Source organism: Streptomyces sp. XM4193 (genome assembly GCF_023072595.1).
Lineage (GTDB): Bacteria > Actinomycetota > Actinomycetes > Streptomycetales > Streptomycetaceae > Streptomyces.
Window position 1 is genome coordinate 462,334 of the sequence record NZ_JALLGK010000003.1, and the last position, 26,365, is coordinate 488,698.

At 71.4% G+C, this 26,365-nt stretch carries 27 protein-coding genes; 16 read left to right on the plus strand and 11 right to left on the minus strand.

Going from position 1 to position 26,365, the window contains the following annotated elements:
* Window positions 1–105 precede the first annotated feature (105 nt).
* The gene (locus tag MTQ01_RS13145; protein WP_247489885.1) at window positions 106–642 is read right to left on the minus strand and encodes a fibronectin type III domain-containing protein; all 537 of its coding nucleotides are present in this window, start codon (window positions 640–642) and stop codon (window positions 106–108) included.
* A 197-nt stretch (window positions 643–839) separates the two neighbouring features.
* A complete protein-coding gene (locus MTQ01_RS13150) occupies window positions 840–1,670 on the minus strand; it encodes an RNA polymerase sigma factor SigF (protein ID WP_374207732.1) in 831 nt (276 codons plus the stop codon).
* Window positions 1,671–2,059: 389 nt separating this feature from the next.
* On the opposite strand from MTQ01_RS13150, the gene MTQ01_RS13155 reads away from it, so the two are divergent.
* The 4 genes from MTQ01_RS13155 to MTQ01_RS13170 all read left to right on the plus strand — a co-directional run bounded on the left by MTQ01_RS13155 (window position 2,060) and on the right by MTQ01_RS13170 (window position 5,539).
* On the plus strand, window positions 2,060–2,452 hold the full coding sequence (locus MTQ01_RS13155) for an STAS domain-containing protein (RefSeq protein WP_247489889.1): 393 nt from the start codon (window positions 2,060–2,062) through the stop codon (window positions 2,450–2,452).
* 223 nt (window positions 2,453–2,675) lie between these two features.
* Window positions 2,676–3,191, plus strand: a complete 516-nt coding sequence (locus tag MTQ01_RS13160; protein WP_247489891.1) for an anti-sigma regulatory factor — start codon at window positions 2,676–2,678, stop codon at window positions 3,189–3,191.
* Window positions 3,192–3,278: 87 nt separating this feature from the next.
* The gene (locus tag MTQ01_RS13165) at window positions 3,279–4,232 is read left to right on the plus strand and encodes a hypothetical protein (RefSeq protein WP_247489893.1); all 954 of its coding nucleotides are present in this window, start codon (window positions 3,279–3,281) and stop codon (window positions 4,230–4,232) included.
* Window positions 4,229–5,539: a hypothetical protein gene (locus MTQ01_RS13170; protein ID WP_247489894.1), complete on the plus strand. Its 1,311-nt coding sequence runs from the start codon at window positions 4,229–4,231 to the stop codon at window positions 5,537–5,539. Before MTQ01_RS13165 ends, MTQ01_RS13170 begins: the two co-directional genes overlap by 4 nt.
* A gap of 54 nt (window positions 5,540–5,593) precedes the next feature.
* On the opposite strand, the gene MTQ01_RS13175 is transcribed toward MTQ01_RS13170, so the two are convergent.
* Both MTQ01_RS13175 and MTQ01_RS13180 read right to left on the minus strand, forming a co-directional pair.
* A complete protein-coding gene (locus MTQ01_RS13175) occupies window positions 5,594–6,493 on the minus strand; it encodes an alpha/beta hydrolase (protein ID WP_247489895.1) in 900 nt (299 codons plus the stop codon).
* A 296-nt stretch (window positions 6,494–6,789) separates the two neighbouring features.
* On the minus strand, window positions 6,790–8,289 hold the full coding sequence (locus MTQ01_RS13180; RefSeq protein WP_247489897.1) for a peptide MFS transporter: 1,500 nt from the start codon (window positions 8,287–8,289) through the stop codon (window positions 6,790–6,792).
* Between the two features lie 378 nt (window positions 8,290–8,667).
* On the opposite strand from MTQ01_RS13180, the gene MTQ01_RS13185 reads away from it, so the two are divergent.
* Both MTQ01_RS13185 and MTQ01_RS13190 read left to right on the plus strand, forming a co-directional pair.
* Complete coding sequence (locus MTQ01_RS13185) at window positions 8,668–9,345, plus strand: response regulator transcription factor (protein ID WP_247489899.1); 678 nt, start codon at window positions 8,668–8,670, stop codon at window positions 9,343–9,345.
* 57 nt (window positions 9,346–9,402) lie between these two features.
* Window positions 9,403–10,656 carry an ATP-binding protein gene (locus MTQ01_RS13190; protein ID WP_247489901.1) on the plus strand — a complete coding sequence of 418 codons (1,254 nt, stop codon included), beginning with the start codon at window positions 9,403–9,405 and terminating at the stop codon, window positions 10,654–10,656.
* Here MTQ01_RS13190 and MTQ01_RS13195 read toward each other — a convergent pair.
* A complete protein-coding gene (locus tag MTQ01_RS13195; protein WP_247489903.1) occupies window positions 10,588–11,097 on the minus strand; it encodes a GtrA family protein in 510 nt (169 codons plus the stop codon). The genes MTQ01_RS13190 and MTQ01_RS13195 overlap by 69 nt on opposite strands.
* A gap of 150 nt (window positions 11,098–11,247) precedes the next feature.
* On the opposite strand from MTQ01_RS13195, the gene MTQ01_RS13200 reads away from it, so the two are divergent.
* The gene (locus MTQ01_RS13200) at window positions 11,248–12,387 is read left to right on the plus strand and encodes a 5-(carboxyamino)imidazole ribonucleotide synthase (protein WP_247489905.1); all 1,140 of its coding nucleotides are present in this window, start codon (window positions 11,248–11,250) and stop codon (window positions 12,385–12,387) included.
* Window positions 12,384–12,914 (plus strand): 5-(carboxyamino)imidazole ribonucleotide mutase, encoded by a 531-nt coding sequence (gene purE / locus MTQ01_RS13205; protein WP_247489908.1) that lies wholly within the window; start codon window positions 12,384–12,386, stop codon window positions 12,912–12,914. The genes MTQ01_RS13200 and purE overlap by 4 nt, the downstream gene beginning before the upstream one ends.
* A 178-nt stretch (window positions 12,915–13,092) precedes the next feature.
* Here the strand turns inward: purE and MTQ01_RS13210 are convergent, their stop codons facing one another.
* A complete protein-coding gene (locus MTQ01_RS13210; RefSeq protein WP_247489909.1) occupies window positions 13,093–13,770 on the minus strand; it encodes a triacylglycerol lipase in 678 nt (225 codons plus the stop codon).
* Between the two features lie 371 nt (window positions 13,771–14,141).
* Here MTQ01_RS13210 and MTQ01_RS13215 point away from each other — a divergent pair, with 371 nt between their 5' ends.
* Window positions 14,142–15,338: a dipeptidase gene (locus MTQ01_RS13215; protein WP_247489912.1), complete on the plus strand. Its 1,197-nt coding sequence runs from the start codon at window positions 14,142–14,144 to the stop codon at window positions 15,336–15,338.
* A 194-nt stretch (window positions 15,339–15,532) separates the two neighbouring features.
* On the opposite strand, the gene MTQ01_RS13220 is transcribed toward MTQ01_RS13215, so the two are convergent.
* Complete coding sequence (locus MTQ01_RS13220; protein WP_247489914.1) at window positions 15,533–15,988, minus strand: RICIN domain-containing protein; 456 nt, start codon at window positions 15,986–15,988, stop codon at window positions 15,533–15,535.
* A 204-nt stretch (window positions 15,989–16,192) separates the two neighbouring features.
* Between MTQ01_RS13220 and MTQ01_RS13225 the strand changes: the two genes are divergently transcribed.
* Window positions 16,193–16,720: a GNAT family N-acetyltransferase gene (locus MTQ01_RS13225; protein WP_247489916.1), complete on the plus strand. Its 528-nt coding sequence runs from the start codon at window positions 16,193–16,195 to the stop codon at window positions 16,718–16,720.
* Between the two features lie 105 nt (window positions 16,721–16,825).
* On the opposite strand, the gene MTQ01_RS13230 is transcribed toward MTQ01_RS13225, so the two are convergent.
* The 3 genes from MTQ01_RS13230 to MTQ01_RS13240 form a co-directional block, all read right to left on the minus strand.
* Window positions 16,826–17,461 (minus strand): hypothetical protein, encoded by a 636-nt coding sequence (locus tag MTQ01_RS13230; RefSeq protein WP_247489918.1) that lies wholly within the window; start codon window positions 17,459–17,461, stop codon window positions 16,826–16,828.
* A gap of 165 nt (window positions 17,462–17,626) precedes the next feature.
* The gene (locus tag MTQ01_RS13235; RefSeq protein ID WP_247489920.1) at window positions 17,627–18,190 is read right to left on the minus strand and encodes a hypothetical protein; all 564 of its coding nucleotides are present in this window, start codon (window positions 18,188–18,190) and stop codon (window positions 17,627–17,629) included.
* A 298-nt stretch (window positions 18,191–18,488) separates the two neighbouring features.
* Window positions 18,489–19,661 (minus strand): acyl-CoA dehydrogenase, encoded by a 1,173-nt coding sequence (locus tag MTQ01_RS13240; RefSeq protein ID WP_247489922.1) that lies wholly within the window; start codon window positions 19,659–19,661, stop codon window positions 18,489–18,491.
* Window positions 19,662–19,873: 212 nt separating this feature from the next.
* Here MTQ01_RS13240 and MTQ01_RS13245 point away from each other — a divergent pair, with 212 nt between their 5' ends.
* The 4 genes from MTQ01_RS13245 (at window position 19,874) to MTQ01_RS13260 (ending at window position 22,944) form a co-directional block, all read left to right on the plus strand.
* Window positions 19,874–21,214, plus strand: a complete 1,341-nt coding sequence (locus MTQ01_RS13245; RefSeq protein ID WP_247489924.1) for a UDP-glucose/GDP-mannose dehydrogenase family protein — start codon at window positions 19,874–19,876, stop codon at window positions 21,212–21,214.
* A 150-nt stretch (window positions 21,215–21,364) separates the two neighbouring features.
* A complete protein-coding gene (locus MTQ01_RS13250) occupies window positions 21,365–21,559 on the plus strand; it encodes a hypothetical protein (protein ID WP_247489926.1) in 195 nt (64 codons plus the stop codon).
* A 251-nt stretch (window positions 21,560–21,810) separates the two neighbouring features.
* Window positions 21,811–22,407 (plus strand): hypothetical protein, encoded by a 597-nt coding sequence (locus MTQ01_RS13255; RefSeq protein WP_247489928.1) that lies wholly within the window; start codon window positions 21,811–21,813, stop codon window positions 22,405–22,407.
* A 159-nt stretch (window positions 22,408–22,566) separates the two neighbouring features.
* The gene (locus MTQ01_RS13260; protein WP_247489929.1) at window positions 22,567–22,944 is read left to right on the plus strand and encodes a VOC family protein; all 378 of its coding nucleotides are present in this window, start codon (window positions 22,567–22,569) and stop codon (window positions 22,942–22,944) included.
* Between the two features lie 96 nt (window positions 22,945–23,040).
* On the opposite strand, the gene MTQ01_RS13265 is transcribed toward MTQ01_RS13260, so the two are convergent.
* Window positions 23,041–24,303: an LCP family protein gene (locus MTQ01_RS13265; RefSeq protein WP_247489931.1), complete on the minus strand. Its 1,263-nt coding sequence runs from the start codon at window positions 24,301–24,303 to the stop codon at window positions 23,041–23,043.
* 205 nt (window positions 24,304–24,508) lie between these two features.
* On the opposite strand from MTQ01_RS13265, the gene MTQ01_RS13270 reads away from it, so the two are divergent.
* Together MTQ01_RS13270 and MTQ01_RS13275 are read left to right on the plus strand one after the other, a co-directional pair.
* Window positions 24,509–25,060, plus strand: a complete 552-nt coding sequence (locus tag MTQ01_RS13270) for an acyl-CoA thioesterase (RefSeq protein WP_247489933.1) — start codon at window positions 24,509–24,511, stop codon at window positions 25,058–25,060.
* A 198-nt stretch (window positions 25,061–25,258) separates the two neighbouring features.
* Window positions 25,259–26,206 carry an oxidoreductase gene (locus tag MTQ01_RS13275; RefSeq protein ID WP_247489934.1) on the plus strand — a complete coding sequence of 316 codons (948 nt, stop codon included), beginning with the start codon at window positions 25,259–25,261 and terminating at the stop codon, window positions 26,204–26,206.
* The last annotated feature ends 159 nt before the right edge of the window (window positions 26,207–26,365 follow it).

A 26,365-nucleotide genomic window follows, 5' to 3' on the forward strand; every position in this document is an offset into this window, starting at 1 on the left:
CGCCGCGACTGCGCCGGGGCGGCCCGGAACGTACGTCGCCGCCCGGGCGGACCCGTCCGGGCGCCGGTGTTTCGGTCCGGCGTTTCGGTCCGGTGTTCGGTCCGGTCAGTCCTGGTCGGGCTCGGGGGAGGGGCGCTGTGCGTCGGTGGTGTCCGGCGGTTCGACGTCGGCGCGCGGCGGCATCACCAGCTCGACCCGGCGCGGTGCGGGGGAGACCCGCCCCTTCTCGTCGACCGAGTGCACGGTGAACGTGTAGCTGATGCCCGGCTCCAGGCTGCCGACGTCGGTGCTGAGGGTGTCGGCCTCGACCTCGGCGATCGGGGTGCTGGTGCCCTGCTGGAAGACCACGTAGCCGTTCACTCCGTCGTGGTCGCGGGGAGGCTGCCAGCTGAGTCGGGCCGTGGTCGGGCCGGTGGCCTCGACGCGCAGTTCGGCGGGTGCCGCCAGGCCGGGTGCCGCCGGCCGTGCGGGGATCGCCGCCCGGTCGACCGGCGAGGGCGCCGCTGTCCGTGGGGAGTCGGGGAGGGGTGGCGCCGCCTGGGCCGGCGCGGGTGCGACGCTCGCGAGGAGCGCCGCGGCGGCGAGTGCGACCGCGGTGCGTGCGGCGCGGACGGAGTGCGTCATCGGAGAACGACGGGCCACGAGCTGCCTCCCTGGCTGTGCACGGACGATTACCGGCCAATTGTCGTGTTTATGTGACCGCATACCGCAAGTCGACAGGCCGTCCGTCCGGACGAAGGCGCTCCTCGTACCGCCGCCGGGCCGCCCCGTTCGGAAAAGGGGCGGCCCGGCGGCGGTACGGCGTCGGTCGATTCCGCACGAACGCGCGGGCGACCGGCTCAGTTCTCGGTCATCAGACCCGCACGGAGCTTGCCGAGGGTGCGGGAGAGCAGCCGGGAGACGTGCATCTGCGAGATGCCCAGCTCCTCGCCGATCTCCGACTGCGTCATGTTGGCGACGAAGCGCAGCGAGAGGATCTTGCGGTCGCGCGGGGCGAGTTCGGCGATGAGCGGCTTCAGCGACTCGACGTACTCGATGCCCTCCAGTCCGTGGTCCTCGTAGCCGATCCGGTCCGCGAGGGCGCCCTCGGAGTCGTCCTCCTCCGGCTGGGCGTCCAGCGAGCTCGCGGTGTACGCGTTGCTCGCGGCCATGCCCTCGACGACCTCCTCGCGGGTGAGGCCGAGCCGCTCGGCCAACTCGCCCACGGTGGGAGCCCGGTCGAGCTTCTGCGCCAGCTCGTCGCCGGCCTTCGCGAGGTCCAGGCGGAGCTCCTGAAGCCGCCGCGGTACGCGGACCGACCAGGAGGTGTCCCGGAAGAAGCGCTTGATCTCGCCCACGATGGTGGGCATCGCGAAGGTGGGGAACTCGACGCCGCGGTCGTGCTCGAAGCGGTCGATCGCCTTGATCAGGCCGATGGTGCCGACCTGGACGATGTCCTCCATCGGCTCGCTGCGGGAGCGGAAGCGGGAGGCCGCGAACTTCACCAGGGCCAGGTTCAGCTCGACCAGGGTGTTGCGCACGTAGGCGTACTCGTGGGTGCCCTCCTCCAGCGTCTGCATGCGCTCGAACAGGGTCTTCGACAGGGCCCGTGCATCCACCGGTCCGACCTCGTCGAACGGCGGGATGTCGGCGAGCTGCTCGTAAAGCTCGTCGAGCGCCTCGCCCTCCATCTCCGGCCGGTTCTCCTCGGACGGGGTTGCCGACGGTGCGGTCCGTGCGTTCTCATGGGCGCCGTGTCGGTCGGCCTCATGAGTGGCACCAGTGGTGCGCGACTCGTCGAGCTGGGGTGACATGCTGTCCTCCATGATCCTCGGCATATGGCTGCCGAAGCCGTGACGTGCACTGCGGGGTGCGGCGCCTCCAAAGCCGGCGTTGTTGGTTGTCCCCAATAGGCCTACCCGCATTTGCACAGACATGGCAAGTGGGTTATGTCCGTATCGAGTTGATTGTCGTGGTTGTTCCGGTACCCGGCTCGGACGTCAAGGCGTAGTGTTTGAGAGGTTTCGACCCCGATCACCGGGGGACGAGAAGTGGCCGCGCGCGATCAGAAGAGGTGTACATGGACCGCGGGATACCCGGCAGCACCAGCCACCGGGGTCGACTGACGGTCGACGTGCACGACCACGGGGCCAGCGCGGTGATCGCACCGCGGGGTGAGCTCGATCACCACACCGCCGATCTGTTGCGCGCGTCACTGGAGCGCTGTGTGGAGGAGGGGCGCAAGCTCCTGGTGGTGGACTGCTCCGGACTGGACTTCTGCGACTCGACCGGCCTCAATGTGCTGCTGGGCGCCCGGCTCCAGGCCCAGGCCGCCGGCGGCAGTGTCGCCCTCGCCGACATGTCGCCGCTCGTGGCCCGCCTGTTCGAGATCACCGGCGCCGGCGCCGTCTTCTCCGTGTTCGACGCCGTGGACGAGGCTCTTTCCGCCCCTGAGCAGCCCAGCGGCTCGTGATCCGGACGTTGTGCGCGTCACACGAGCGGGTTTGAACAAGGGGGTGTTCTCCGCTCCGAGCAGGGCAGAAGACCCCCGAGCCCGTCAGCCGCACACGCTTCCAAACCCGGCCGTACCGGTCGGGGCCGAATCCAATCGGTGTGAAGCGCGCGGAAGTGGCGATACGAAACGATGTGCATGCGCGAGCAAGACGACTCGGTGAGACCGGCGAGGTGAAGCACGGATGAGCACCACCCGGCAGTCCCCGGCGGGCGATTGCGGCCCCGAAGCCGAGGAGGTCGTGACATCGGTCGAGGCATCGTTGCGTGAGGTGCGTGAGGTGCGCGAACTGCGTCAGGTGCGCCGTCTGAAGCTCGTCGGGGCCAGCGGCACCGTGCAGCGCTCCCGCGACTTCACCAGAGAGGCGCTGGAGGACTGGGGCTGGCTGCCGGCCGCGAGCGCCGACCGGCGCGAGGCCGTGGAGGACGCCCTGCTGGTCGTCTCGGAGCTGGTGACCAACGCCTGTCTGCACGCCGGAGGCCCCCAGGAGCTGCGGATAGGACACGGCGCCGGGATGCTGCGCGTCGAGGTGACCGACGACGGCGGGGGCAAGCCCTCGCCGCGCACCCCGCACCAGGCCGGACGGCCGGGCGGGCACGGCATGTTCATCGTGCAGCGGCTGTGCCGCGAGTGGGGCGTCGAGGCCGACCCGGGCGGCTCGGGCAAGACCGTCTGGGCCGAACTCCCCGCACCTGTCTGACATTTCCCCTTCCGTGCCGCGGTCGAGGCCGGAATGTGCCCGGCCTCACGGGTCGTACCCGCCGCCCGCCGGGTTAGCCTTCCGCTCATGCCGCGTCGCCTCCTCCTCATCGCACTGGCCGCTGTGCTCTGTTGGACGACGGGTACGGCCGGCTCCACGGCACTCGCCGTGGCACCCGCCGCCGGACCCGGCGACGACTGGACCGCACGGCCCCTCAGCTCCGGCCGGGCCGAGGGCGATCGGCCACTGGTCTATCTGGAGGGTGCGCCGGGCTCGGTGCTCAACGACACCCTCGTCCTCACCAACAGCGCGCAGCAGGCCCGCACCTACCGGCTGAGCGGGGCCGAGGCCCAGGGCTTCGGCGAGAGCGAGGCCAAGAAGTGGGTCGGCTTCGCCGAGGACCGGATTCGGGTGCCCGCGCGCACCCGTGCGGAGATCCCCTTCAGCGTGACGGTCCCCGGCAACGCCCCTCCGGGCGACCACCCGGGCGCCGTACGGGTCGCCGGGCCCGGCGGGGCGGTCGACGTACCGCTGCGGCTGCGGGTGACGGGCCGTACGCTCCCGGCGCTCGCCCTCCAGGACGTGCGGATCGACGGCGAGCGGGTGCGCTACACCCTGGTCAACCGCGGCAACACGGTCCTCTCGCCGAAGCTCGCGCTCAAGGCCGACGGTTGGCGCGGCACGGTTGTCGAACGCGGCCCGAAGGCACTGAAGGTCGGGCTGGCGCCGGGGGAGCGGGTCACCCGCAGCGAACCCTGGCCCGGCACGCCGGCGTTCGAACGCGTCAGCCTCACGCTGACGGTCACCGCGGGCGGCGGCGCGCAGGCCACCGCAGAGACCGGCGAGTCCACCGTTCCCTGGCTGCCGATCGGCCTCGGCACGCTGGTACTGGTGGGCGCCGCGGGCGGCGCGTGGTGGGTGCGCCGCGGGCGGCGAGCGGACGGGAGCGGCGAACAGCCCGCGGCGGAGCCGCAGTTCGAGGGCGACGCGGCGACGGAGGAGCTGGTGAGCAACCGGGCTCGAAAGGGAGCGAACACGTGACACGAGGCGTCATGTCGCGGCTGCCGGCAGCGCTGCTGCTGGCAGCCGCGGTCCTGGCCGGCAGTGCGGGAACCGCGTACGCCGCCCCCTGGGCGGCGCCGCACCGGCCGTCGGCGGAGTCGGCCTCCGACGGCGAGCCGTCGATCACGACGGAGGCGAAGGCGGGCGCCGAGGGCGGCACCGTACGGGTCAGCGGCGCGGACTGGCAGCCGGACACCGCGGTCACCCTGCTGCTGTGCGGGCAGAACGGCCTCGTCGGCACCGAGGCGTGCGCCAACAGCGACAGCAGGGCGGCGACCACCGACGCCCGAGGCGCCTTCAGCCGCACCCTGCCGGTGGTGGCGCCGCCCGAGGCGTGCCCGTGCGTCGTCAAGGCGGTCGCGGTCACCGGTGAACACGCCTGGGCGGAGGCGGAGTTCGCGGTCACCGGCCACCCGGTCGAGCCGCTTCCCGAGGACGGCCGCTCCGGCACCGAACGCCTCGCAGTGCTCGACGCGAAACTGGAGGGCTCCGAGGGAGTGCTCAACTGGTTCGGCGTCCCGCCCGAGCGGCGGCTGGTGCTGACCGTCGCCAACCAGGGCACCGGGCCGGCCCGCAACCCGGTCTTCGAAGTGGGCACCGCACAGGACGTGTACGCCCACGACTGGGTCGACCAGCGCTGGAACGGCACCCTGGAACCCGGCGAGCAGAAGACCGTGACCCTCGACGTCGAACTGGGCGCCGCCGCGTACGGCGACCACCGGGTCGGCGTGCGGTACGCGCAGACCGTGCTGGCCGAGCAGCCGTGGCAGGTCGGCCGACCGTGGGGGCTGCATCTGGTCGGCCTCCTGCTGGTGGTGGCGGGAGCCTGGGGCCTGTGGCGGGTGGCCCAACTGCTGCGCCGCCGACTGCGTCCGAGGGGCGGCTGGCGTGCGAGCGTCCACACTTCGCGGCCGGGCACCGCGGTGGGCCGCCTCCGCGACCGGATGGAGACGTACGCCGAGCCGGCCGACGACGTGGACCGGCCCCGCGAGCCGAAACCGCGCAGGAGAAGGGGCCCGCGACTGCCCTGGCTCTCCCCGGACCTCCCGGCGACGCCCGGCCAGGCCGAGTCCGGACGGCCGCCCGGCGGGCACGCGGCGACGGGGACGGGGACGGGGACTGCCACTGCGACTGCGACTGCGACGGGAACGGGAACGGGAACGGACGCGCCCGGGTCCGCCGCTGCCGAGTCCGGTGCGGAACCGGAGCCCGGTACGGACGGGTCGGCCGCTGCTTCGACCGGCGCTTCCGCCGGCGCGTCGGCCGGCAGGGACGCCTCCGGCTAGGAACCAGGAGCTGGGGACCACGACCCGGCGGGCTTGTGGCGGGGGCGGGGCGGGTCAGCGCACGCGGTCCTTGGCCCAGCGCACCATCTCGGCGGTGACCTCGGGCGACAGCAGACCGCGGCCGTGTCCGCCGCCCGGCACCACCCGTACCGTCGCCGACGGCATCCGGCCGGTGACGGCGCGGGTGTTCGCGGCGGGTACGTAGTCGTCCGAGGAGTGCAGCAGCAGCATCGGCGCGGCCTCCTTCGAGGCGTACCGTCCGACGCTCGCGCTGCGCCAGCGCTCGCGACAGGCCGGGTCCGAGCGCACCGGTCGGCAGCCGACCAGTTCCTCCGCCGCGTCGCGCAGCCGCCGCTGCCGCGGACTGGCGCCCTTGCGCCCGCCGTTGACCCAGGCCCGGTAGGGCGAGACGACCGGGGAGAGCGCGACGACACCGCGCAGCTTTCCGCGCGCGCCCGGGTGGGCGCCGAGGACGGTGGCGACGTGGCCGCCGGCCGAGGAGCCGAGGGCGACGATGCGGTCCGGGTCCACCCCCAGCCGGTCGGCGTTCTCGATCGTCCAGTCCAGCGCGCGGCGGGCGTCGTCGATCTGTGCGGGCCAACGGCCGTGGGGACTCAGGGCGTAGCCCGCGTCGAGCACCACGAAGCCGTCGTCGGCCAGGTCGTACGGCAGGCTGCTCCAGGTTCCGCGGTAGGACCAGTAGCCGCCGTGCAGCAGCAGTACGGCGGGCCTGGGCCCGGTCCCGCCGCGGTTCTCGTAGACGGTGACCCGTTGGTCGCGCCGGCTGCCGTACGCGTGGTCGGTGACGTCGGTCTCGCCCGCGGTGCGCGCGTACGGAGCGTCGGCGACGGGGACGGGGAACGAGGCCGCGGGCGGCGCGGCGGAGTGGATCGCGCTGCCGCCCGGCACCAACGCGACCGTACAGAGAGCCAGCCAGCCCGTTACGCGGCGCACCGCCACATCGTCGCGCCCGCGCGAGCCCCGGCGCGTGCGGGACGCGCCATCCGGGTGGCTCCGCCGCCGGAGCGCGGGCGGCCGTACGAGCGGGCGTGCGCACCGGCGTACCGGCGCGAACGCGGGCGGGCGTACCGGCGTACGTGTACGGGCCCGGGGGCGGCGGACGGCGGCGACCGTCCGCGGTCGGCTCGCCGCCCACCACCCCACCACCACGACGAGGGGCGGCGTCGCCCGGTGGAGACCACCGGGCGACGCCGCCCCTCTGCACTGTCGTCCGCCCCGGCGGGCCGGGGTCAGTGCACCTCGCCGGTCAGCGAGCGCAGCTTGCGGGCGCCCAGCATGAAGGCGACACCCGTCAGTCCGGCGACCACCGCCCACAGCGTGTAGTACAGCGAGTCGCCCAGCGGCTCGTTGAGCCTGGTCGCCCAGCCGTTGAGCGCGTTGCCGGTGGCCACCGCGAGGAACCACAGGCCCATGATCTGGCTGATGAACTCCTTTGGGGCCAGCTTCGTCGACAGCGAGAGGCCGACCGGCGACAGGCACATCTCGCCCATGGTCTGCACGCCGTAGACGGCCAGCAGCCAGAAGACGGTGACCTTGCCGGTGTCGCTGGCCGCGGCAGCCGCGCCCGCCAGGCCCATCAGCGCGAACGAGCCGCCGATCAGCAGCATCGCCAGCGCGAACTTCACCGGGGTGCTGGGCTCGCGGTTGCGCTGAGCGAGCTTGACCCAGAGCGAGGCGAAGATCGGCGCGAGGATGATCACCCAGGCCGGGTTCGCGGACTGGAGCCAGGACGCCGGGAACTCCCAGCCGCCGATCAGACGGTTGGTCTTCTCGTCGGCGAAGATGTTCAGCAGCGAACCGGACTGGTCGAAGATCATCCAGAACAGCACCGCGGTCATGAAGAACCAGACGAACGCCACGATCTTCGGGCGCCCCTCGGCCGTCAGCTTGGGGCTGCGGAAGATCACCACGAAGTAGCCGATCGGCACGACCACGCCGAGGACGGCCAGCGCGTTCACGATGTGCTCGATGTCGTACGTGCCGAGGAGCACGTCGATCAGCAGCGCGCCGGCCGCGACACCGGTCCACAGCAGCACGCGGTTGAGCGCGCTGCGCTTCTCCGCGTGGGAGGCCGGGTTGGTCGGCTTCGTGCCGGCGTCGCCGAGGTGCTTGCCGCCGAGGACGTACTGCACGACGGCCAGCGACATGCCGACGCCGGCGAGGCCGAAGCCCAGGTGCCAGTCGACGTGCTCGCCGAGGTAGCCGACCGTCAGCGGAGCGAGCAGGCCACCGATGTTGATGGCCATGTAGAAGAGGGTGAAGCCGGCGTCCCGGCGGGCGCTCGGCTGGTCCTGGTAGAGGTCGCCGACGAGCGCGGAGATGTTGGGCTTGAGCAGACCCGTGCCGATGGCGATCAGACCCAGGCCCAGGAAGAAGACGGCGCTGTGGGGGATCGCCAGGGTGAAGTGGCCGGCCGCGATGATGACACCGCCGACCAGGACCGCCTTGCGCGCGCCCCAGAGCCGGTCGGCGACCCAGCCGCCGGGCATCGCGACCATGTACACCACGGCGTTGTAGACGCCGTAGATCGCGACCGCGGTGGTGTGGTCGATGCCGAGACCGCCGTCGGAGACGGCCGAGTACAGGTAGAGGACGAGCAGGGCGCGCATTCCGTACCAGGAAAAGCGCTCCCACATCTCCGTCATGAAGAGGGTGGCCATACCGCGGGGGTGGCCGAAGAAGGTCTTCTCGCCCGAGGGGGCGGGGTCCTTCGACTGGATGGACGCCATGGGGTTCCTTGCTTGTGCGGGACGCACACCGGGAGTGTGGGGAGCGCCCGGACGGTGCGTACGGGCCGCCGGCCGCCGGTCCGTACGCAGTTGATCACGCTGAGTCCCGGGCGGCGGGGTCGACGTCGCCGGGACGGGCCACCTGGGGCGCCGTTCACCAATAGGTGCAATCCCCATGAAGCGCCCCCACCCTACGGCACAGCGACCACGGTTCGAGAAGTGAATGCGCCGTAGATCACAGGTAAAGAAGTCGGTAATGCGGGTCAATCAGAGGTAAAGAAGGGCCCTGGCGTGCGATTCGTCGGAAGGTGTCCGGTTGTCCACAGCTGTGCGCACACGCTGTCCCCGGGCGACCGCGTGAGGTCTACCATCGGGCGCATGACCCGAGTACTGCTCGCTGAGGATGACGCCTCCATCTCGGAACCCCTGGCTCGTGCGCTGCGGCGCGAGGGGTACGACGTCGAGGTCAGGGAGGACGGGCCCGGAGCGCTCGACGCGGGCCTGCGCGGTGAGGTCGATCTCGTGGTGCTGGACCTCGGGCTGCCGGGGATGGACGGCCTGGAGGTGTGCCGCCGGCTTCGCAACGGCGGCTGCGGATTCCCGGTGCTGGTGCTCACCGCCCGGGCCGACGAGGTCGACACCGTCGTGGGGCTGGACGCCGGCGCGGACGACTACGTCACCAAGCCCTTCCGGCTCGCCGAGCTGCTGGCCCGGGTCCGGGCCCTGCTGCGGCGCGGCATGGTCGAGCCCGTGGTGCCGCCGGCGACGCACGGGGTGCGGATCGACGTGGACAGCCATCGCGCCTGGATGGGCGAGGAGGAACTCCAGCTCACCGCGAAGGAGTTCGACCTGCTGCGGGTGCTGGTGCGGGACGCCGGCCGGGTCGTGACCAGGGATCAGCTGATGCGGGAGGTCTGGGACACCACCTGGTGGTCCTCGACCAAGACCCTGGACATGCACATCTCCTGGCTCCGCAAGAAGCTCGGTGACGACGCCGCCAACCCGCGCTACATCGCCACCGTCCGCGGAGTGGGTTTCCGCTTCGAGAAGAGCTGACGCCCCGCCTGCGGAGCAGTTCCGCCCGGGACCGACCCGAATCGAGACCCAGCCGCCATGCGCCGCCGACTGATCAACTCCACGCTCGCCGTGGTGCTCTTCGTGATCACCGTCTTCAGCGTCTCGCTCGTCGTCGTCGAGACGCAGGCCATCGAGCGCAACGCCCACGAGAGCGCGCAGTCGGACGCGGGACGGATAGTCGCGGTCGTCGAGGCGCGGATCGCCGCGGGCGAGAGCGTGACCGCGGAGGCGATGCGCAGCGCCGTGCCATCCGACCGGTATGTGAGCATCCAGCTCCCCGGGCAGCGGGCCTTCGCACTCGGGGACAAGCCGGACGACGGGGTGATCGAGGCCTCCGAGACCGGTTCGCACGGCGAGCAGGTCACCGTCCAGCAGTCCAGAAGTGTGGTGACGGACGAGGTCGGCCGCATTCTGGTCATCGTGCTGGCGGTCGGTCTGATCACGGTGGCGATCGCGGTGCTGCTGGCGGTCGGTCAGGCGCGGAAGGTCTCCGCTCCGCTCACCGACCTCGCCGAGACCGCCGAGCGTCTCGGCTCCGGCGACCCCCGCCCCCGGCACCGCCGCTACGGCGTCCCCGAGCTCGACCGTGTCGCCGATGTGCTGGCCGCCAGCGCGGAGCGCATCGGCCGGATGCTCACCGCCGAGCGCCGACTGGCCGCGGACGCGTCCCACCAGCTCCGTACGCCGCTGACCGCGCTGTCGATGCGGCTGGAGGAGATCATCGAGACAGCCGACAGCGAGCCGGAGACGGTCAAGGAGGAGGCGGCCGTGGCGCTCGCCCAGGTGGAGCGGCTGACGGACGTGGTGGAGCGGCTGCTCACCAACTCGCGGGACCGCCGCTCGGACTCCGCGATCACCTTCGACCTGGACGAGGTCGTGCTCCAGCAGGTGGAGGAGTGGCGGGCCGCCTACCGCAGCGCGGGCCGGGCGGTGGTGCACTCCGGCAGACCGGGGCTCCAGGCCGTCGGCACGCCCGGCGCCGTCGCCACGGTGCTGGCGACCCTGATGGAGAACGCGCTGATGCACGGGGACGGCACGGTGGCGCTGCGCACCCGCATCGCGGGCAACCAGGTCGTCGTCGAGGTGTCCGACGAGGGGCCGGGTGTCGCGCCCGAGCTGGGGTCCCGTGTCTTCGAACGCACCGTCTCGGGGCGCAACTCCACCGGTCTCGGCCTCGCGGTCGCCAGGGATCTGGCGGAGGCGGACGGCGGGCGGCTGGAGCTACTTCAGCAGCATCCGCCGGTTTTCGCGCTTTTCCTCAGCGGAGAGGCCGAGGAGCCGACCCGCTGAGGAGTCGGGGTCGGTGCGGAAGACCCAGGTGCGGAAGGACCAGAAGCGGAAGATCGAGGCGATCCCGAGGCCGATCACGTTCTTGGCGATGTTGTCCGCCAGCGGCGAGGTGAATCCGAAGCCGTAGTGGGACAGTGCGAGGACGCCGTTCTCGATGGCCATCCCGAAGCCGCTGAAGACCATGAAGAGCGTGACTTCGCGGCGCACCCGGTTCTTGTCGCTGTCCTGGTAGGTCCAGTAGCGGTGGCCGACGTAGTTGCAGCAGATCGCGGCGAAGGTGGCGATGACGCCGGAGCGCACGGACGCCAGCTCGAAGGTGCGCAGGCACAGGTTGAAGACGACGACGTTCACCAGAAAGCCGAAAGCTCCCACGGTGCCGAATTTGCCCAGCTCACCGGCGAGATGCCGCAGCCTGGAACGCAGCGTGCGCTTTTCACCCATAGTGATGTTGATCGCCCCGTTCGGTTGGGTGGTGCGGTCGGTCCTCGGGTCGTGCTGGTCGTACGGGGGCTCCCCCGGGTCGTGTGCCGAATCCCACCGCAGTCCGCTCCCTCATGCTAACCACGACCGGGCGACCCGTACTCTGGGACGGTGACGTACCCGGTAGTCGGCATGGTCGGTGGCGGTCAGCTCGCCCGAATGACCCACGAGGCGGGCATCCCCCTCGGCATCAGATTCAGGCTTCTCAGCGATACTCCGGTGGAGTCGGCCGCTCAGGTCGTCGGCGACGTCGTCGTCGGCGACTACCGCGATCTGAACACGCTGCGTGAGTTCGCCCGCGAATGCGACGTGATCACTTTCGATCACGAGCATGTCCCGGGCGACCATCTGCGTGCTCTTCTGGAGGACGGAATCGCGGTCCGGCCAGGGCCGGAGGCGCTGCGGTTCGCCCAGGACAAGGGAGAGATGCGGAAGCGTCTGCACGCGCTCGGTGTGCCGTGCCCGCGCCATCGGCTGGTCGCCGATCCGGCCGACGTCTCCGCGTTCGCGGCCGAGGGCGAGGGCTTCCCCGTCGTGCTCAAGACCGTGCGCGGCGGCTACGACGGCAAGGGCGTGTGGGTGGTGCGCTCCGAGTCCGAGGCCGCCGACCCGTTCCGCGCGGGGGTGCCGGTGCTCGCCGAGGAGAAGGTCGACTTCGTACGGGAGCTGGCGGCGAACGTCGTACGGTCCCCGCACGGCCAGGCCGTCGCCTATCCGGTCGTGGAGTCGGTCCAGGTGGACGGGGTCTGCGACACCGTGATCGCACCCGCGCCCGAGCTGCCCGCCGACCGCGCCGTGGCTGCGCAGGAGCTCGCGCTGCGCATCGCCGAGGAGCTGGGAGTGGTCGGCCATCTGGCGGTCGAGCTGTTCGAGACCCGGGACGGCCGCGTCCTGGTCAACGAGCTGGCGATGCGCCCGCACAACTCCGGCCACTGGACCCAGGACGGCGCGTACACCTCGCAGTTCGCCAACCATCTGCGGGCGGTTCTCGACCTGCCGCTCGGCGACCCGCGTCCGCGCGCCCGCTGGACGGTCATGTCCAACGTTCTGGGCGGCGACTACCCGGACATGTACAGCGCCTACCTGCACTGCATGGCCCGCGACCCGCAGCTGAAGATCCACATGTACGGCAAGGACGTCAAACCCGGTCGCAAGGTCGGGCACGTCAACACCTGCGGCGACGACCTCGCGGACGTACGCGCCCGCGCCCGGCACGCCGCCGACTACCTCCGAGGGACGATCACCGAATGAGCCCCGCACCACTGGTCGGCATCGTCATGGGTTCCGACTCCGACTGGCCCGTGATGGAAGCCGCCGCCAAGGCGCTCGACGAGTTCGAGATCCCGCACGAGGTCGATGTCGTCTCCGCCCACCGGATGCCGCGCGAGATGATCGCCTACGGCGAGCAGGCCGCCGAGCACGGGCTCCGAGTGGTCATCGCCGGCGCCGGGGGCGCGGCCCATCTGCCGGGCATGCTCGCCTCGGTGACGCCGCTGCCGGTGATCGGCGTGCCGGTGCCGCTGAAGCACCTGGACGGGATGGACTCGCTGCTGTCGATCGTCCAGATGCCGGCCGGCGTCCCCGTCGCCACGGTGTCGGTCGGCGGCGCGCGCAACGCGGGGCTGCTCGCCGCGCGCATCCTGGGCACCGAGGACGCCGAACTGCGGGAGCGCATGCGCCAGTTCCAGGACGAGTTGAACGAACAGGCCACCGAGAAGGGCAAGCGGCTGCGGAACAAGGTCGCCGCGGGCCAGGCGAGCTTCGGCTTCGGCGGCTGACCCGGTCCCGGTCCCGGGCCCCGGGACCGGCGACGAGCGCAACGGGCCCTGCCTCCCGAGTGGTTCGGGGGCAGGGCCCGTGTGCTTCGGCCGTGCGGTCCGCGTCGGCGCGCGGTGGGGGAGCGTCGGCGCGTGGCGGGCACGGATCTGCGCGTGTCGTGCCCGCCGGGCCGAGGGGTCAGCGCACCACGTCGCGCACGGCGTCGATGACCCCGCCGTTGGAGATCATCCCGATGTGGCCCAGGCACGAGGTCTCGCGGTTGTCCGCGCCGTCCAGAACCGTGCTGGAGATCGGGTTGATGATGAGGTCGCAGGGCGAACGGAAGGTCGTGTAGTTGACGCTGCCGGGGGTGGGGTCGCCCGCGTTGAGCTTGTTCAGGAAGTCCGAACCCGCCTTCATCTCCTGGCAGGAGGTGACGACGATGTCGCAGAAGCCGGCCACCGCGGTGCCGTGGTTGGGCCCGCCGATCGAGACCCAGTCGTCCACACGGTTCGCGCCGCCGAGCTCCTTGATGTAGTGGCGCGAGGAGAGCCCGCCCATGGAGTGGGTGACGATGTCGACCTTCGCGGCGCCGGTCTTGTTCAGTACGTCGGAGATGAAGCCCGAGAGGTTCTGCGCGGTCGTGCCGTTGGAGCGCAGCGAGTCGTAGCCGAAGACGTGCAGACGGTCGTCCGCGTAGCCGTTGGCGCGGAAGTTGTCGGTCATCGCCGAGAACTGGTCGCCCTTGCCGGCGAATCCGTGCACGAAGACCACCGGGTCGGGCGCGGCGGCGTTCGCCGTGGTCGAGGTGACGGGGACGAGGAGGGCCGCACCGACGACGGTCGCGAGGCCGGGCAGGACATGACGCAGGCGCATCTGAACTCCTGTGTGCCTGGGCAGCGTTGGGTGAGCTGCCGGGTGGGGGATCAGGTGGGGCAGGGAGCGCGCATCCCGTGGCCGGAAGCAGGCCAGTGCCTCCGCCACAGTTAGATTACTCACACGTAGCAGGGCGTTCACATCACGGAAACGTCACGGTGTCGGGGTGGTGTCGTGGTGGCCCCGGGCTCCTCACCCGTTCGCTGCGCGCCCGCGCTGCCCGTACGCCCCCGCTGCGCACTCCGCGCCGGTCGTACAACTCCCGTACGCCCGTACGGCCGGGCCGGCGACTTGGCATGATGGCGCGGACAACCAGGACCGGCGGCGGCGTGAGCACCAGCGACCACGCCCGGCACGTGTGCGGAGGCGCAGTGGCAGAGGAAAACGAACACCTGGCGACCGCGAGGCAGTTGCTCGCCGAGCACCCGGTCGTCGACGGGCACAACGACCTGCCGTGGGCGCTGCGTGAGCAGGTCCGCTACGACCTCGACCGGCGGGACGTCGCCACCGACCAGTCCGCCCACCTCCACACCGACATCCCGCGGCTGCGCCGGGGCGGCGTCGGCGCACAGTTCTGGTCGGTGTACGTGCGCACCGATCTGACCGGGGACGCCGCCGTCAGCTCCTGCCTGGAGCAGATCGACGTCGTGCGCCGACTGGCCGCCCGCTACCCCGCCGACCTCGAACTCGCCTTCTCCGCGCAGGAGATGGAGGACGTACGGGCCCGCGGCCGGATCGCCTCCCTGATGGGCGCCGAGGGCGGCCACTCCATCAACAACTCCCTGGCCACGCTCCGCGCGCTGCACCGCCTGGGGGTCCGCTACATGACGCTCACCCACAACGACACCATCGACTGGGCGGATTCGGCCACCGACGACCCCCGGCACGACGGCCTGACCGCCTTCGGCGAGGAGGTCGTGCGCGAGATGAACCGCTGCGGCATGCTCGTCGACCTCTCGCACGTCGCGCCCGCCACCATGCGCGACGCGCTCCGGGTCACCGAGGCGCCGGTGATCTTCTCGCACTCCTCCTCCCGCGCGGTCTGCGACCACCCCCGCAACATCCCCGACGACGTGCTCGCCCAGCTCCCGGCCAACGGGGGCGTGGCGATGGCGACCTTCGTGCCGAAGTTCATCCTGCCCGCGGCGGTGGAGTGGACGCGCACCGCCGACGAGAACATGCGCGCCCACGGGCTCCACCACCTCGACGGCACCGAGGAGGGCATGCGGGTGCAGCGCGCTTTCGAGGAGGCCAACCCCCGCCCCCGCGCGAACGCGGCCACCGTCGCCGACCATCTGGACCACATGCGCGAGGTCGCCGGGATCGACCACCTCGGCATCGGCGGCGACTTCGACGGCACCGCCTTCCTGCCCGACGGGCTCGACAGCGTGGCCGGCTACCCGAACCTCGTCGCCGAGCTGCTCGCCCGCAAGTGGTCCGCGGCCGATCTGGCCAAGCTCACCTGGCACAACGCCGTACGGGTGCTGCGCGACGCGGAGTCGGCCGCCCGCGAGGTGCAGTCCCGGCGGGAGCCGTCCATCGCCACGATCGACCAACTCGACGGCTGAGCAGGGGAACCGGGCCCGGCCCGAGCCGCAGACCGGGCCCGGCCGGAGCCGCAGACCGGGCCCCGCTTGCGGGCCGGGCGGGCCGAGCGAGTCGGACGGAAGCGGACCGAGCGAGCAGGGCGAACCGGACGCCCCGTACGGGCGGAACGCGCCGCACGCGCCGCACGCGCCGCACGCGCCGTGTGCGGTCGGGTTCAGACCGCTTCCAGGGTCCACCACTGGAAGGGGGAGTCGATGTCCTCGCCCTGGAGGGCGGGAGCACCCTCCTCCTTCGAGGAGTCGGGTATCTCCAGCAGCAGGCCGCTGAGGTAGCTGACCAGGGAGTACGTGCCCGGCTTCGCCACGTGCTCCTCCAGCAGCCACTCCTGGGCGCCGAAGTTGTTGGCCCGCCACTGCTGGATCGGTGCGCCCGGCTCCAGCGAGGCACCGGTCACGTCCAGCCGCTTGCCGCTCGCCACGCTCACCACGTGGCGCAGCGCGCTGCCCTCGTAGACCGGCGTGATCCGCCACAGCTGGCCGGGCAGGTCCCCGCTGCCGGGCCGGCTGCCCTGCTGCACCCGAACACCTCCGGCGGTGCGGCCCTCGTACACCTCCAGCAGCAGTCCGCTGCCGACGTTCCGCACCCGGTAGCTCCGGTCGATCTCCGACATCCCTCACCCCGTCCGCCCTCGTGGACTGCTTCGCTCGAACTGATCCACTTCGCAACCGCACCGGAGTCCACGCACCGGTCGGCTGCATGTTCGTCATGCTAGGCGCGGCCTCTGACAGCCGCCCCGAACGGCCGTTCGCGGACCACCGGGAGGCCGTGCGCGGGCCCGCGAACCGGAGCGGAGGCGTCGTGCGAGACTGCCCGGATGCTGCTGCGACGTGAAGCGCCCACCGACCTCCCCGCGGTACGTGCCCTGACGGCCGCCGCCTTCGCCGCCGTCGGCGACAACGAGAGCCGCGAAGTGCCCGTCGAGGTGCCGCTGTTGGACGCCCTGCGGGAGTGCGAGGGCTGGATCCCCGAACTCTCCCTGGTCGCGGTGGACGCCGAGGACCGGCCGATCGGCCATGTCGTGTGCACCCGCGCAGACGTCGACGGCGCGCCTGCCCTCGGCCTCGGCCCGCTGAGCGTGGCGCCCGGGCACCAGCGCGCGGGGGTGGGCAGCGCCCTGATGCACGCGGTGGTGGCAGCGGCCGAGGCACGGGGCGAGACGCTGGTCGCGCTGCTCGGCGAGCCGGCCTACTACGGCCGGTTCGGCTTTCGCGCGAGCACGGCGGACGGCGTCGTCGCTCCCGAAGCCGAGTGGGGCGCGTACTTCCAGACCCGCGCGCTGACCGCCGACGGCCCGTCCCCGCAGGGGCGGTTCCGCTACGCCGCACCCTTCAACGAGCTGTAGGGGGCGCGTTGCGCGGGGCGGCTCGGGCCGGGTCCGCGCCCGCCTTCCCCGGTTCTCGCCGTCGCGGGCCGGCCGGTGCCGCCGACCGGCCCCGCTCGCGGCCGCTCAGGGGCAGGTCTCGCCGAACTTCACGGCGGTGAAGGAGACCGGGCGCCCTTCCAGCGCCTCGCCGGCGGCCGGTTTCTGGGTGCACACACGCCAGTTGGACTCCAGCACGATCAGCCGCTTCTCGCCCGTCGCGTCCTCGGTGGAGATGCCGGACGTCTCGTCCAGCGCACCGCGGGCCGCCCGCAGGGACTTCCCCGAGAAGTCCGGCATGGTGGCGCCGGCCTTCTCCGGACGCTGGTCCTTCTCGGGGCACTCCTCGTCCAGCTTCACGGCGCCCAGGTCGACTTCCGTGCTGGTCGGGTGGGTGCCGGCGGCGGGCGACTGGAAGCAGACCTGCCAGTTGCGGGTGAACGCCTGCGCCCGGTCGCGCCCCAGCGCGTCGTGGGTCTTCAGCTTGCGGAATCCGGCGTCGCCGGCGGCCTTGCGGGCGGAGTCCAGGCCGCGGTCGACCAGGTTCGGCAGCGCGGCCTCCGCCGAGTCGTCCGAACCCTTGTCGTCGGCGTCGGAGCTGCTGTCCGCACCGGCCGAACTCCCGGTGTCGGCACGTTCGTTGTCGGCTGCGTCGCAGGCGGAGGCGGTCAGGACGAGGCCCGCGGCGAGCAGGCCGGCGAGGGAGGCGCGACGGATACCCATGCCCCGATGGTCGCCGTACGCACAGCGTGGCCGGGCGCTTACCGGTGGCTTGTGACGTTTCCGTGATGCGGGCCGGGGGCCGTCCCGGAGGCACTCGCGCCCGTGCCGCAGCGGCCGGCGGCGGTCACCGGGACCGCCGCCGGCCGCTGCTCGACTGCTCTTGCCTCAGTACTTCTTGGGACGGTAGGCGTCGTACTGGTCGGCCTTCAGGCCGTAGCTGAGCTTGCGGTAGTCGGTGCCGTGGCCGCCGCGCTGCTCGTACGCCCAGTAGGACGTCTTGCTGGAGTTGACCCACTTGTGGAAGATCACCACGTGGCGGCTGGTGTTGCTGCCCACGGGGTCGATGACCAGGTCGCCCTTCTTGAGGCTGGCCATCTTGATCTTCTTGGTGTATGAACTGGTCGCCAGGCCCACGGTGTTGGTGCCGGGCTTGCCGTACTTCAGCGCCATGCCGACGTAGCCGGAGCAGTCGGTGCGGTAGCCGCCCCAGGTCTTGCTCTGGCTGTAGGGCACCTGCTTGCCGCCGTTGGCGGTGAGCCACTTCTTGGCGCGGTTGATGACGGTCGCGCGGGAGATCGCCGCTGCTTCCGCCTTGGTCTCGACCTGACCCTGCGCCGAGGTGGCCGGCGCCTGGGTGGGCGCCTGGGCGGCGCTCGCGGCAGGGGCGAGCGGCAGCAGGAGTGCGGCCGTCGCCAGCGCGGGGACGAGGGTGCGGGTTGTGCGTTTCATTGGTCCTCCCGAGGAATGCAGCGGGCAACGCTAGTCGTGCGCATGTCAATGCGTCGGACGGTCGCCCGCGAACGACGCTCTACCCAGGCTCACGTGAAGGATTCGCGCCGCGGAACGAGCGCGGCGACCTGATGACGAGTGTCACCGCATGGATGCCGGATGCACGCGCCCCGAGCTGCCCGACCGTGCCCGCTGTCCTCCCGCCCCCGCCGTACGGGCGGGCTGCCGGGAACGCCGAACGGCCCCCGGCGCGTGGCCGGGAGCCGTTCGGTGCGAGGCGTGCGGGGGAGTGCCCGGACTACGGCAGGTTGCGCGCCATGACGATGCGCTGGACCTGGTTGGTGCCCTCGTAGATCTGCGTGATCTTGGCGTCGCGCATCATGCGCTCGACCGGGTAGTCGCGGGTGTAGCCGTAGCCGCCGAGGAGCTGCACGGCGTCGGTGGTGACCTCCATGGCCGCGTCCGAGGCGTAGCACTTGGCCGCTGCGCCGAAGAAGGTCAGGTCCTCGTGCGGGCCGCCGCCGCCGACGCGCTCGGACTTGGCCGCCGCCGCGTACGTCAGCTGCCGCGCGGCCTCGATCTTCATCGCCATGTCGGCCAGCATGAACTGCACGCCCTGGAAGTCGCCGATCGGCTTGCCGAACTGCTTGCGCTCCTGCACGTACCCCTTGGCGTAGTCCAGGGCGCCCTGGGCGACGCCGAGCGCCTGGGCGGCGATGGTGATGCGGGTGTGGTCCAGGGTCTTCATCGCGGTGGCGAAGCCCGTGCCCTCCTCGCCGATCATGCGGTCACCGGGGATGCGCACGTTGTCGAAGTAGACCTCGCGGGTCGGAGAGCCCTTGATGCCGAGCTTCTTCTCCGGGGCTCCGAAGGAGACGCCCTCGTCGCCCTTCTCCACCACGAAGGCGGAGATGCCCTTGGAGCGCTTCTCGGGGTCGGTGACGGCCATCACCGTGTAGTACTCCGATACGCCGGCGTTGGTGATCCAGCGCTTGACGCCGTTGAGCACCCAGTCGTCGCCGTCGCGCACGGCCTTGGTCTTCATGCCCGCGGCGTCCGAACCGGCGTCCGGCTCGGAGAGGCAGTAGGAGAACATCCCGTCGCCCTTGGCGAGCGGTCCGAGGTACTTGCGCTTCAGCTCCTCGGAGCCGGAGAGCACCACCGGCAGGGAGCCCAGCTTGTTCACGGCGGGGATGAGCGAGGAGGAACAGCAGACGCGGGCGACCTCCTCGATGACGATGCAGGTCGCGAGCGCGTCGGCACCGGCGCCGCCGTAGGCCTCGGGTACGTGGACGGCGTGCAGGTCGTTGGCGGTCAGCGCGTCCAGGGCCTCCTGCGGGAAGCGGCCCTCCTCGTCCACCTCCGCGGCGAACGGAGCGATCTTCGCCTCGGCGAGCGAGCGCACCGAGTCGCGGAGCATGTCGTGCTCCTCCGCCGGCCGGTACAGGTCGAATTCAGCGGATCCCGCCACGGTTCTCACTCCCTGGATTCTGCCTAAATTACTGTCTAGTAACTCAATTCTAGGCGCTGCGCCCGAGGCGGGGATACGTGAGGTTCCCGACAGCGCGCACCGCTATGCTCGCGGATTGGGCCCAGCCTTACACCCGGTCCGGCGCCCGGGCACCACGGCGGCGCGACCCGCCGACGCCACCACCCCCACACGACCTCAGGAGAAACCGTCACATGGCTCCCAAGCTCACCGTGATCGGTACCGGCTACCTCGGTGCCACCCATGCCGCCGCGATGGCCGAGCTCGGGTTCGAGGTGCTGGGCCTGGACGTCGTCCCGGAGAAGGTCGAACTGCTCTCCCGCGGCCGGGTGCCGATGTACGAGCCGGGGCTGGAGGAGCTGCTCGGCCGGCACGTCGCCGGTCTGGAGGGCGCGAGCGGGCGGTTGCGCTTCACCACCTCCTACGAGGAGGTCGCCGAGTTCGGCGATGTGCACTTCGTCTGCGTCAACACCCCTCAGAAGCAGGGCGAGTACGGCTGCGACATGTCCTTCGTCGACTCCGTCGTCGAATCGCTCGCGCCGCTGCTGCGCAGGCCCGCCCTGGTGGTCGGCAAGTCGACCGTCCCGGTCGGCAGCGCCGCCCGACTCGACGCCCGCATACGGGAGTTGGCGCCCGCGGCGCAGGACGTCGAGCTCGCCTGGAACCCGGAGTTCCTGCGCGAGGGCTTCGCGGTCCGCGACACCCTGCACCCCGACCGGATCGTCGTCGGCGTCGAGTCGGAGCGGGCCGAGCGCGTGCTGCGCGAGGTGTACGCGACGCCGGTCTCCGAGGGCTCTCCCTTCGTGGTGACCGACTTCCCGACCGCCGAGCTGGTCAAGACCGCCGCCAACTCCTTCCTCGCCACCAAGGTCTCGTTCATCAACGCCATGGCCGAGGTCTGCGAGGCGGCGGGCGGCGACGTGGTGAAGCTCGCCGAGGCGATCGGGCACGACGACCGGATCGGCGCCAAGTTCCTGCGGGCCGGCATCGGCTTCGGCGGAGGCTGCCTGCCCAAGGACATCCGGGCGTTCATGGCCCGCGCCGGAGAGCTCGGCGCCGACCAGGCCCTGACCTTCCTTCGCGAGGTCGACTCCATCAACATGCGCCGCCGCGGCCACATGGTCGAGCTGACCAGGGACGCGGTCGGCGGGGCGCTCCTCGGCAAGCGGATCGCCGTGCTCGGGGCCACCTTCAAGCCCGACTCCGACGACGTACGGGACTCGCCCGCGCTCAACGTCGCGGGCCAACTGCACCTCCAGGGCGCCCAGGTGACGGTCTACGACCCCAAGGGCATGGAGAACGCCCGCGCTCTCTTCCCCACGCTCGCCTACGCGGACAGCGCGATCGAGGCAGTGCGCGGCGCGGACGTGGTGCTGCACCTCACCGAGTGGCGCGAGTTCCGCGAGCTGGACCCGACGGAGCTCGGCGAGGCCGTCGCCGTGCCGCACATCCTGGACGGGCGGAACGCGCTCGACCCGCAGCTGTGGCGCAAGGCCGGCTGGACCTTCCGCGCGCTCGGCCGCCCGACCGCCTGAGGCCGCCGCGGCGGCGCGGCGGCGGCCCCGAACAGGGGTCGGCCCGCAGTGCTGTCGGCCTCGCTCGAACGCAGCAGTCCGAAAGGCGACCCCCGGGGCCCGGTGCCACGCTGGCAACGCCACGCAGGCACACCGAGCCGAGGAGTCACCATGGGTATTGCGGACGAGTTCAAGGACAAGGCCGAGCAGATGAAGGACAAGGCGCAGGACTCGATGGGCAAGTCCGGCCAGTCCGACAAGGACAAGGGCAAGGAGCGCTCCTCGCAGGACAAGGACCCGAAGGACAAGGCGCGAGGAATGGCCGACAAGGCCAAGGACCACATGCAGGACCGCCTCGGCGACTGACGCCACCTTCCGGTCCGGCCGGGCGCCCCGTGCCCCTCGTCGACTGACGCTGCCCCGCCCGGAGCCTTCCGGGCGGGGCGGCATCGCGTCGGGCGGCCCTGCGTGCGGGAAGGCGCGTGTCGGGAGAACCGCGTACGTCGGCGTCGAACCTTTCCGGCCCCGGTGCGAGCACCTCGTACCGGGGCTGCGGCGCGCTCTGCTCCCCCGTGTTCGAGGAGTCAGGCGCTCGATGAGGCGAGTGGAAGAGCTCAGTGAAGCCTTTCGTGGTCCCCGTCGTCGAGCCAGTAGAGCGCGGCAAGGCCTCTGTCCACGCTCGTTTCTCGCTCTCGCTCAGCGAGTTCCATCCCGGGTGTGCGGTGGTCCGTTCGGCCACCCACTCCCATCTGCTGATGTTTCCCGAGAGCCGGTATGTCTCTCGCCATGCTTCCGCTCTGCCGGGTTTTCCCTCTTCCTCGTGGGTTGCGACAATGTTTTCGAGCAGGCTTGTCAAAGAGCCGGCGAAAAACGGACTTCCGGCGAAGACATCCGCCGATCCCGGTGGGGGAATGTACTGGAAGGACGTCTCCTGGATGTCGTACGGCTTGTCGCTCCACGCGGAGGAACTGGCGCACATGTTTCCCGGCGGTGCGCTCTTCGAAGTGCTCGATTTCTCGTTTCCCCTTGCGGACTACAGGCCGGAGGTGGCGGCTCTCGCTGTCGACGGGTGGCTTCGGGAGAACCTCGGTCTGCGATCCGTCGGGCCGTCGGTGTCGTTCAACGAGGCAGTGTCCGGGTACGAGTTTTACTGGCCTCACGACGATCCGTTCTCCGAACATCCGGGTTCTCCCGGCGAAACGGGCGGCGAGTAGGGCCTGTCGCGGTCCGGACTTTCGGGTTCCTGTCGCGGCCCCGGGCCGGGCGGTGGGTCGGGCGGTGGGTCGGGCGGCCAACTCCGGGTCGTTGTCGGTGGGCTGGGAGAGACTGTGGCAGTAGCAGGAACACCACCAGCTCAGACAGAGAGGTCGACGATGGCTGCCATCACCATGGGCGTGACCGCGCTGGACTGTCCGGACCCGCATGCCCTGGCCGCGTTCTACGCCGCCGTTCTCGATTGGAAGATCGACCCGGAGAGCGACGACGAGTGGGTGGAGCTGATCGGTCCGCAGGGCCGGACCCTGGCCTTCCAGCGCTCGGAGGGGTACCGAGCGCCGCAGTGGCCCGGCGTCCAGCACTCCCAGCAGATGCATCTGGACTTCGACGTCTTCGAGGAGCAGATGGACGAGGCGGAGGCCCAGGTGCTGGCGCTCGGGGCGACGCTGCTGGAGGGCGACCACGACGGTGCGCGCGCCTGGCGGGTGTACGCGGATCCGGTCGGCCATCCGTTCTGCCTCTGCGCCAACGGCTGAGCGCTCCGCCGGGCGCAGCACGATGCCCCGGTCGCTCTCCCGCGGCCGGGGCATCGTCGTGTGCGTGTGCGCTGCGGTGCGGCGCCCGCGGGTGGGTCAGTCGCCCTTGACGGTGATCTTCTCGCCGTCCTTCAGCTCCTGCACCAGCTGCTTGACCCGGGTCATGTCCCATTTGAGCGCGGAGCCGGCGGGGCTGCTGACGTTGCCCGCGATCGGCATGTTCATCTGCGTGCCGTCACCGCCGGAGACGCCCTTCATCGCCCAGAACATCCTCAGCAGCTCGTACAGGCTCATGTCCTTGTCGACGATGAGCGCGTCGAGGCCGGTGCCCATGGCGGGGTAGAGCTTGAAGGGGTTGAGGACGGTGCTCGGGGTGGCGCTCTCGTTGGCCAGTGCGGAGAGCAGCTTCTGCTGGTTCTTGGTGCGACCGAGGTCCCCACCCTCCGCGTTGTAGCGGTTGCGGACGAAGGCGAGGGCCTGGGCGCCGTCCAGTTCGTGGCAGCCCTCCTGGAAGTCGGCGCCGGAGTTCTTGTCCTTGACCGGCTTGTCGAAGCACATCTCGACGCCGCCCAGGGAGTCGACGAGCCCGGCGAAGCCGCCGAAGCCGATCTCCGCGTAGTGGTCGATCTTCAGGCCGGTGTTGTACTCCACGGTGCGGACCAGGAGTTCGGGGCCCTCGATCGCGTAGGCGGCGTTGAGCTTCTGCTGCTGTGCGGGGATGCGGCGGCCGGAGGAGGAGCCGGTGAACTCGGGGATGGTGATGAGCGAGTCGCGCGGCAGGCTGACCATGGAGTTCCCGCTCGGCCCGCGGTGCAGGATCATCATGGAGTCGGTGAGCTTGCCGGTGCCGGAGCCGGTTTTGAGCCGCTTGCGGTCCTCGGCGCTCAGGCCCTCGCGGCTGTCCGAGCCGACGATCAGGTACGTCGTTCCCTCGCCGCCGTCCGGCCGGTCCTCGACCTGGCTGAGGTCGACCTCCCGGCGCAGCTTGCCGTCGGCCCAGAAGTAGGTGGCGACGCTGGTCACCAGCAGCACCACGACGAGCGTGAGCACGGTCCACTTGATGCGCCTGGCCCAGTTCGGGCGCGGCCGGGCGTCGCCGTCGCCGTACCCCCGGCCGTACTCGTCCCCGGGCCCACCGGGTCCGCCCGGTCCGGCCGGACCGTTGCCGTACACCTGACCGTCGCTGTAGCCGGAGTCGTAGCCCCCGCGGTTCTGGGCCGGGACGCCGGGGGTGCGCACCCCGCCCGGGTTCACGGTCGGCATGACACGGGCGCCCTCCGGACGCGCGCTACGGGAGCCGCGACCGTATCCGTCGCCGCTCCTGCCGTCGTTGCTCAACCCCTGGGGCCACTCATTCATGCGGTGCAGTCTGCCTCCGACCGCGCCCCGCAGAACAGTCCGGGTGCCGCACTGGAGCAGTCCTGTAGCAGAGCCGTGGAAAAATGCCCGGCTTATTTGCTTTTGCCGGCGGGTCGGACCCGTCGCGCGGTGGCAATCGCCACAACGGCGGCCCCCGGTCCGCTTCCGGCGATGTTTGGCCGAAACCCGCCTCTACCCTGGAGCAATGACCGACCCCGCCACCAGCGCTCCGGAGAGCGAGCTGCCCGGAAAGCCGACGGCCGCCTCCCGCACGACGCTCAGCCACATCATGTCCCACAACGACACCAACCTCCTGGGCACCGTCCACGGTGGCGTGATCATGAAACTGGTCGACGACGCCGCGGGCGCGGTCGCGGGCAGGCACTCGGGCGGCGCCGCGGTGACGGCCTCCATGGACGAGATGGTCTTCCTCGAACCGGTACGGGTCGGGGACCTGGTCCATGTGAAGGCGCAGGTCAACTGGACCGGTCGTTCCTCGATGGAGATCGGGGTCCGGGTGCTGGCGGAACGGTGGAACGAGTCCACCCCCGCGACCCAGGTCGGAACCGCCTACCTCGTCTTCGCAGCGGTCGGCGCGGAAGGCAGGCCGAGGACCGTACCCCCGGTGATCCCGGAGACCGAACGCGACAAGCGGCGCTACCAGGAGGCCCAGATCCGCCGTACGCACCGCCTCGCCCGCCGCCGGGCGATCAAGGAGCTGCGCGACCGGCGGGCCGCCGAGGGCCTGTCCGACTGAGCCCCCGGCGTGGGGCGACCCCGGAACCGGGCACGGCGGCCCCCGGGCGGTGGGGAGGGCGACCCGGGACCGTTCACGGCGGCCCCGCGAGTGGTGACGGTGGAGCCCCGGCGCCGGGAGGCGAAGAGGCGGCTGGCATCGTGGGCCGCCCGCGGCGCAGGGTCTCCTGCGCGACCGCGCACCGACGACGGGAGCGAAATGAACGGCTGGGACGCCCGCGACATCCCCGACCTCCACGGCCGCACGGCGGTCGTCACCGGGGCCAACAGCGGGATCGGCCGGGCCACTTCGCTCTATCTGGCGCGCGCCGGCGCGACGGTCCTGCTCGCCTGCCGCGACACCTCGCGCGGCGAGGAGGCGATGGGCGCCATCCGTGCCGCCGCGCCGCGTGCCGACCTCGCCCTGCTGCCACTGGACCTCGCCGACCTCGCCTCGGTGCGCACGGCCGCCGAGCGGATCACCGAACTGGCAGACGGTCGACTCGACCTGCTGGTGAACAACGCGGGAGTGATGGCGCTGCCGCTGCGGTACACCGCGGACGGCTTCGAGATGCAGTTCGGCACCAACCACCTCGGCCACTTCGCTCTCACCGCACGACTGCTGCCGATCCTGGGCGTACGGGGCCCGGCGAGAGTGGTGACGGTCTCCTCGCTCGCGCACCGCTACGCGGCGATGGACTTCGCCAACCTCAACGCCGAGACCGGCTACCGCAAATGGACGGCCTACGGACAGTCGAAGCTCGCGAACCTGCTGTTCACCGACGAGTTGGGCCGACGTGCGCGCGAGGCCGACCGTGAGCTGACCGCCTGCGCGGCCCACCCGGGCCTGTCCTCGACCGAGTTGGGGCAGGCGGGGCTGCGGATGTCCGGGCACGCCCGGCTTGCGCGGCTGGAGCGCCTCACCCGCTTCTACACCCAGACCGCCTCCGCGGGCGCGCTCTCGGTGGTCCGCGCCGCCACCGACCCCACCGCCGGCAACGGCGCGTACTACGGACCGCGTCGCGGGCTGGAGGCGTGGGGCTCACCGGCCCCCGCCAGGCTCTCCCGCAACGCGCGCAGCGTCGAGGACGCCGCGGCGCTCTGGGAGGCGAGCGTCCGACTGACCGGCGTCGCCCCGGACTTCAGCCCCGAGGGCTTGACGGCCTGAGGGCTTGGGGGCTTGGGGAGCTGAGCGCTTGACGGCCTGACGGCTTGAGGCGCTGAGTCTCCGTCCGCAGCTCCGCCCCGTCCCGGCTACTCCGCCCGCCGTACGCGGGGAAGCCCGAGCCGGCAGCCCGAACCCGTGAGCAGTGTCGGGCTGCCGGGC

What these genes read in the sequence shown, in the direction of transcription:
- MTQ01_RS13150 (WP_374207732.1), bottom strand. Translation starts at nt 1,670, where the DNA reads ATGGAGGGCGAGGCGCTCGACGAGCTTTACGAGCAGCTCGCCGACATC.
- MTQ01_RS13155 (WP_247489889.1), top strand. Translation starts at nt 2,060, where the DNA reads ATGGACCGCGGGATACCCGGCAGCACCAGCCACCGGGGTCGACTGACG.
- MTQ01_RS13160 (WP_247489891.1), top strand. Translation starts at nt 2,676, where the DNA reads ATGAGCACCACCCGGCAGTCCCCGGCGGGCGATTGCGGCCCCGAAGCC.
- MTQ01_RS13165 (WP_247489893.1), top strand. Translation starts at nt 3,279, where the DNA reads ATGCCGCGTCGCCTCCTCCTCATCGCACTGGCCGCTGTGCTCTGTTGG.
- MTQ01_RS13180 (WP_247489897.1), bottom strand. Translation starts at nt 8,289, where the DNA reads ATGGCGTCCATCCAGTCGAAGGACCCCGCCCCCTCGGGCGAGAAGACC.
- MTQ01_RS13185 (WP_247489899.1), top strand. Translation starts at nt 8,668, where the DNA reads ATGACCCGAGTACTGCTCGCTGAGGATGACGCCTCCATCTCGGAACCC.
- MTQ01_RS13190 (WP_247489901.1), top strand. Translation starts at nt 9,403, where the DNA reads ATGCGCCGCCGACTGATCAACTCCACGCTCGCCGTGGTGCTCTTCGTG.
- MTQ01_RS13195 (WP_247489903.1), bottom strand. Translation starts at nt 11,097, where the DNA reads ATGGGTGAAAAGCGCACGCTGCGTTCCAGGCTGCGGCATCTCGCCGGT.
- purE (WP_247489908.1), top strand. Translation starts at nt 12,384, where the DNA reads ATGAGCCCCGCACCACTGGTCGGCATCGTCATGGGTTCCGACTCCGAC.
- MTQ01_RS13210 (WP_247489909.1), bottom strand. Translation starts at nt 13,770, where the DNA reads ATGCGCCTGCGTCATGTCCTGCCCGGCCTCGCGACCGTCGTCGGTGCG.
- MTQ01_RS13220 (WP_247489914.1), bottom strand. Translation starts at nt 15,988, where the DNA reads ATGTCGGAGATCGACCGGAGCTACCGGGTGCGGAACGTCGGCAGCGGA.
- MTQ01_RS13225 (WP_247489916.1), top strand. Translation starts at nt 16,193, where the DNA reads ATGCTGCTGCGACGTGAAGCGCCCACCGACCTCCCCGCGGTACGTGCC.
- MTQ01_RS13230 (WP_247489918.1), bottom strand. Translation starts at nt 17,461, where the DNA reads ATGGGTATCCGTCGCGCCTCCCTCGCCGGCCTGCTCGCCGCGGGCCTC.
- MTQ01_RS13235 (WP_247489920.1), bottom strand. Translation starts at nt 18,190, where the DNA reads ATGAAACGCACAACCCGCACCCTCGTCCCCGCGCTGGCGACGGCCGCA.
- MTQ01_RS13245 (WP_247489924.1), top strand. Translation starts at nt 19,874, where the DNA reads ATGGCTCCCAAGCTCACCGTGATCGGTACCGGCTACCTCGGTGCCACC.
- MTQ01_RS13250 (WP_247489926.1), top strand. Translation starts at nt 21,365, where the DNA reads ATGGGTATTGCGGACGAGTTCAAGGACAAGGCCGAGCAGATGAAGGAC.
- MTQ01_RS13260 (WP_247489929.1), top strand. Translation starts at nt 22,567, where the DNA reads ATGGCTGCCATCACCATGGGCGTGACCGCGCTGGACTGTCCGGACCCG.
- MTQ01_RS13265 (WP_247489931.1), bottom strand. Translation starts at nt 24,303, where the DNA reads ATGAATGAGTGGCCCCAGGGGTTGAGCAACGACGGCAGGAGCGGCGAC.
- MTQ01_RS13270 (WP_247489933.1), top strand. Translation starts at nt 24,509, where the DNA reads ATGACCGACCCCGCCACCAGCGCTCCGGAGAGCGAGCTGCCCGGAAAG.
- MTQ01_RS13275 (WP_247489934.1), top strand. Translation starts at nt 25,259, where the DNA reads ATGAACGGCTGGGACGCCCGCGACATCCCCGACCTCCACGGCCGCACG.